Source organism: Lacticaseibacillus suilingensis (genome assembly GCF_016861845.1).
GTDB lineage: Bacteria > Bacillota > Bacilli > Lactobacillales > Lactobacillaceae > Lacticaseibacillus > Lacticaseibacillus suilingensis.
In genome coordinates this window covers 1-4,766 of record NZ_BOLV01000042.1, presented here as the reverse complement: position 1 = coordinate 4,766, position 4,766 = coordinate 1, and the positions used below count along the sequence as shown (strand labels likewise).

The following is a 4,766-nucleotide window of genomic DNA, read 5'->3' as shown; positions in this document are numbered from 1 at the left end:
CTTAAAAACCGCTTTAAATAGCTCCTAACGTCGTTGACATTTAAACTTTTGGGTGTGCCCAAGTTAATTAACAAAACTTTTTTCTAGGAAGAATCCTGACGGTGTTTTCAAGTCTAAGACCTTGCGCAGTCAGTTATCCAACATAAGCTTTAATCTTCTGAGCGCTCCGGAGGTCTAATCCGCATTATTAGGAAATTATTTTCGTATCAGGACATTGATGTTCTCGTTGCCGAAACGCGCTTGTCAGGAAAGAAACCTTTTCATCTAGCCGCTCTGCCAGTTCCTTGTACCGGTTAAACTCGGTTAGCTGGCAGGGCATCAAGCAGCACAATCATGATGTCTCTGACTATATCGGCTTTTGTGTTAGCCGTCCGCTTTGAAAGTAGATACGGTTCACTCTAAAAGATAGTCAGCTAACCAGCGATTGATACTGGCTGCTGATTATGCTGCTATAAATGCTTTTAATTCGTCCACGACCAAGAACTCGATGAGACTTAACGCCTATCGGGTTGCTTTGCGTATTGCGTGAACAATTTATACGCCGCTTAGCGTTGCCCTAGCGGTTCGAATACTATGAAAGCTGGCGGATCGGACACGATGTCTTTTAATGAATCGATGATCCTGTTCAATCAGCTTGTTTCGATATTTAGAGCACTGGTGTGCTGATTGGATCAAATCTTCTTGCCTTATCAGGTGCTTAACCGCTTTTATCGTTGCTTGATATTGATCGGTGACTAATCGTTCAGGGCGACCGTTGGTCGCCAAGAGACGCTTCAGAAAGTGATAAGCGGCAACATAGTCACGGTGTTTTCGCATCTCAAAATATAAGGCTAAAACGTTACTGTCAATAGCGCGATACAAATAAGCTCAACGACCATTGACACGAATATAAGTCTCATCAATTCGTCAACTTGTAGAATGATCAGTTCGATACCGATGCCACAGCGCCTTAAAGATAGGGCCATAGTGATGGACCCATCGCATGACCGTGGTGTGATGAACGGTGATTCCTCGGTTCCGAAGCAACTCGACGATGTCACGATAGCTGAGACTGAATCTAAAATAGTAGCCAACGGTTGCTAAGATGATGTCTCTTTGAAAGTAACGTCCGTTGAAGTGATTCATGCACGCAATCCCCCGTTTTTTGCACCAAATATACTAAAATGAAGTCAGAGAAGAAAGCTTGCACCAGAACCCTTTGATCATACATATTTGCCTTGGGAGCAAGGGTCTGACGAGAATGCCAACGGACTATTGCGGTAGTACTTCCATAAGGGAAAATCCCGCAAAGCTGTCACTGCTGATCAGGATCAGGCGGTGCAGTATGCCCGCAATTAACGCCCACGGCGTAGCCTCGACTGGCCTCGTTCCTGTCACTACTATCCCAACATGGCGTAGAGCTATACCACTAACAAGAACTGGTCAGCCAGTATTGCACTTGGAACAATCGGGGGGGTAAATATTCTGCAAATGCTAAGCTCCTTTTCTGGTTTTTGGTATTAATACTTGTAATTCCACAAAAGAAAAGCTAATGTAAGTAAATAATAAGGAGGTATACCAATATTCCTTGCTCATTGTTGTGAGTCTTTTATACTGATAATTAAGGTGTATACCAATACCGGGAAATTTTATTGGCTGATAACCAACTATTGGAAAATAAAACGCATAAAAAATCCAAATTAAGCTATTAAGTATTTCCAATGCCTGTAATTTCTTTTTTTGGATTAATAATTCCAACGAAGTATTTATTTGTGCATACATAAGATGAGTAAAATAACTGAATGGTATTGATATAAGTAATATTTGGTGTTCTTATTGGGATGACGTTCTTATTTAGTGGCCTTCCCGCACTCGTAACATAGAATCAAAGTCATTGAATGAGTATTCGAGTTATTCTGTATTCGAAAACGAAACTCATGATGATTAGCGCATTAGGGTAGTGACTCAATTTGAGCCGGTGGTGGCCCAGTTAGACACTCATGTTTTAAGACTTATACTTTCTGGTGTTAGAGGAATTTAAGACCAAGCGTGTATATTCAAAGAGAGGAGTGAGACCCACGAGGCCTTTACAACAAAAAATTATTCAGGCGTTGCATGTGCAGCCAACCATCAATCCGCAGATGGAACTGCGCCGGTCGGTAGACTTTCTGAAGGCGTACATCCAGCATTTTCCCGGACTGAAGACGTACGTGCTTGGCATTTCCGGTGGCCAGGACTCGACTTTGGCCGGGTGCATGGCCGAGCAGGCGATGCGCGAGCTGCGCGCCAGCACCGGAGATGACCAGTACCGCTTCATCGCCGTGCGGCTGCCGTATGGCGAGCAGGCCGACGAGGCGGACGCGATGGCCGCCATCAGCTTCACGCAGGCCGACGAAACCATGCGCGTGAACATCAAGGCGAGCGTGGATGCAATGAGCACGGCAGTGGCCGCAAACGGCTTGGCCGTGTCCGACTTCAACAAGGGCAACATCAAGGCCCGCGCCCGCATGATTGCCCAGTACGCGATTGCTGGTGCGCGCGGCGGGGCGGTGATTGGGACGGACCACGCAGCCGAGGCAGTGACCGGCTTTTACACCAAGTTCGGCGACGGCGGCGCGGATGTGACACCGCTGGTCCGGCTGGACAAGCGCCAAGGCACCGCGATTCTGCAGCTGCTGGGCGCGCCGGCCCACCTGTACGAAAAGGCGCCCACCGCGGACCTGGAGGAAGATCGGCCGTCGCTGCCGGATGAGGTCGCCCTCGGCGTGTCGTATCGCGACATCGACGACTATCTGGAAGGGAAAAACGTCAGAGAGCAGGCCGCTGCAACCATCGAGCGCTGGTACCAGCGCTCCGCCCACAAGCGGCACCTGCCGATCACAGTGTTCGACAATTTCTGGAGGTAGCATCAGCAACTTGATAGTTTTTTTTCAGTGAAATGCGTGTCAAAGACTGATAGTTATTAGGTGATTACATTGACCCGTTGTATCTTATTTCCTGTTCTCGAAATGTAGTCAAGCGCAATGTCGTCGGCGGCCTGGCGCGGCTATGGTAACTGCCATTATTTAAGGGGAACGTCCCGGGAAGCGCCGACAATTGCCCGGGCACCAAAAAAGGGAGGGTTTTACATGGCTGATAGAAAGAAAGGCGGCTTCACCAGCGTCATCGAAACCAAGCTGATGCCAGTTGCCGTCAAACTCAGTCAGTTCAAGCCGTTGATTGCCATTCGTGATGGGATTGCCGCCGCAATGCCATTAATCATCATCGGCTCGCTGTTCATGATCATTTCCAGTTTTCCAATCACCGCGTGGACAAACTGGATTGCCTCGGTTCAATTCCAAGGCGTGTCGCTTCAAGCCATTTTCGGCAAAATTTCTAACGGTTCATTCGGTCTGCTGGGCTTGATCGGGTGCTTCGGCATCGCGTCCAGCTATGCCGAGCAGCATGAAACCGACGGTAAGTCCGCCGGCATCATCGCAATTGCCTCGTACTTCGTTGTCACCCCGTACCTGATGAGCGGCGACAAGGTGCCGGCTGCCGGGATGCCTTACGACTTCCTGGGCTCCAAAGGCTTGTTCGTCGGCATCATCATCGGCCTGGTTACCGGCGGCCTGTTCCAGTGGTTCATCAACCACGACGTTCAGATTCACATGCCAGACACCGTGCCACCTGCAATTGCGAAGAGCTTCTCCGCGTTGATTCCAGGCGCAGTCATCATCAGTTTGTTCGGCCTGGTCTACCTGATTGTCACCTGGGCCGGCTGGGGCAACATTCACCTGCTTCTGCTCAACATTCTGTCTGGCCCGCTGGGGCTGCTTGGCGACACCCTGGGCGGCACGCTGGTCGCGGTGTTCCTCAACAGTGCCTTCTGGTTCGTTGGGATTCACGGGGCCAACACGGTCAACAACGTGATTCAGCCAATCTGGCTGATGAACACCGGTGCCAACCACACCCTGTTCGAAGCTGGCAAGCTTGATTTGGCGCACGGCGGTCACATCATCGCCCAGCCATTCATCGATAACTTCGTCTTCATGGGCGGCGGCGGTGCAACTCTCGGCCTGGTCATTGGCGTTGCTATCCTGGTCTTCATGAAGAAGTCTTCTAAGCAGCTGGAAATCCTGGCGCCTTTGACCTTGACCCCTGGGATCTTCAACATCAACGAACCAACCATGTTCGGGATGCCAATCGTGCTCAACACCACCCTGGTCATTCCGTTCGTCCTGGCCCCAATGGTTAACGTCCTGACCACCTACCTTGCCATGAAGTCCGGCATCGTTGGCCTGTGCACCGGGGTCGTTGTGCCTTGGACCATGCCGCCGATTCTGTCCGGGTTCCTGGCCACCAACACCTGGCAGGCTTCGGTCTTGCAGGCGATTAACATCGTCCTCGACGTGCTCGTTTACTTCCCATTCCTGCTCACTCAGAACAAGCAGCAGAAGCTGGAGGAAAGCGGCAAGCTGGACGCCGAATAATGAAGTGCAATAGAAAAGTTAGACAACTTAGATTTTGAATTAAGCAACCATGGCTTGTTCCCGGTACTCAACTGGGGTCAAGCCATTTTTGTTTCTTGAAACTCTAACATTGTTAAACCAATCCACGGAACCGTTCACCAGCTTGCGTAGATCTGACAGCGTGTTGATCTGATACCGATTCAAGCACTCACGTTTCAGGAGGTTGAAGAAGCTTTCGATGGGCGCATTATCGTGACAGGGTTCTGGTGCAAAGTTTACTCAGGGAGAGTGCATCCTGTATCATGAATTGAAACTGGAGGTTTTCAGATGACTGAT

At 49.8% G+C, this 4,766-nt stretch carries 2 protein-coding genes and 4 pseudogenes; 3 read left to right on the top strand and 3 right to left on the bottom strand.

Features of this window, described 5'->3' with window-relative positions; all coding sequences use genetic code 11:
* Positions 1-198 precede the first annotated feature (198 nt).
* Positions 199-389, bottom strand: a pseudogene (locus JUF11_RS13420) (IS30 family transposase); the annotation flags it as partial.
* Positions 390-501: 112 nt separating this feature from the next.
* Positions 502-1,125, bottom strand: a pseudogene (locus tag JUF11_RS12810) (IS6 family transposase).
* Positions 1,126-1,197: 72 nt separating this feature from the next.
* Here JUF11_RS12810 and JUF11_RS13435 point away from each other — a divergent pair.
* The 3 genes and pseudogenes from JUF11_RS13435 to JUF11_RS12800 form a co-directional block, all read left to right on the top strand.
* A pseudogene (locus JUF11_RS13435) lies at positions 1,198-1,338 on the top strand (IS30 family transposase); the annotation flags it as partial.
* 710 nt (positions 1,339-2,048) lie between these two features.
* The gene (gene nadE / locus JUF11_RS12805; protein WP_204119902.1) at positions 2,049-2,885 is read left to right on the top strand and encodes an NAD(+) synthase; all 837 of its coding nucleotides are present in this window, start codon (positions 2,049-2,051) and stop codon (positions 2,883-2,885) included.
* Between the two features lie 222 nt (positions 2,886-3,107).
* Positions 3,108-4,451: a PTS sugar transporter subunit IIC gene (locus JUF11_RS12800; protein ID WP_204119901.1), complete on the top strand. Its 1,344-nt coding sequence runs from the start codon at positions 3,108-3,110 to the stop codon at positions 4,449-4,451.
* A 39-nt stretch (positions 4,452-4,490) separates the two neighbouring features.
* Here the strand turns inward: JUF11_RS12800 and JUF11_RS13415 are convergent.
* Positions 4,491-4,688, bottom strand: a pseudogene (locus JUF11_RS13415) (IS3 family transposase); the annotation flags it as partial.
* Positions 4,689-4,766 lie beyond the last annotated feature (78 nt).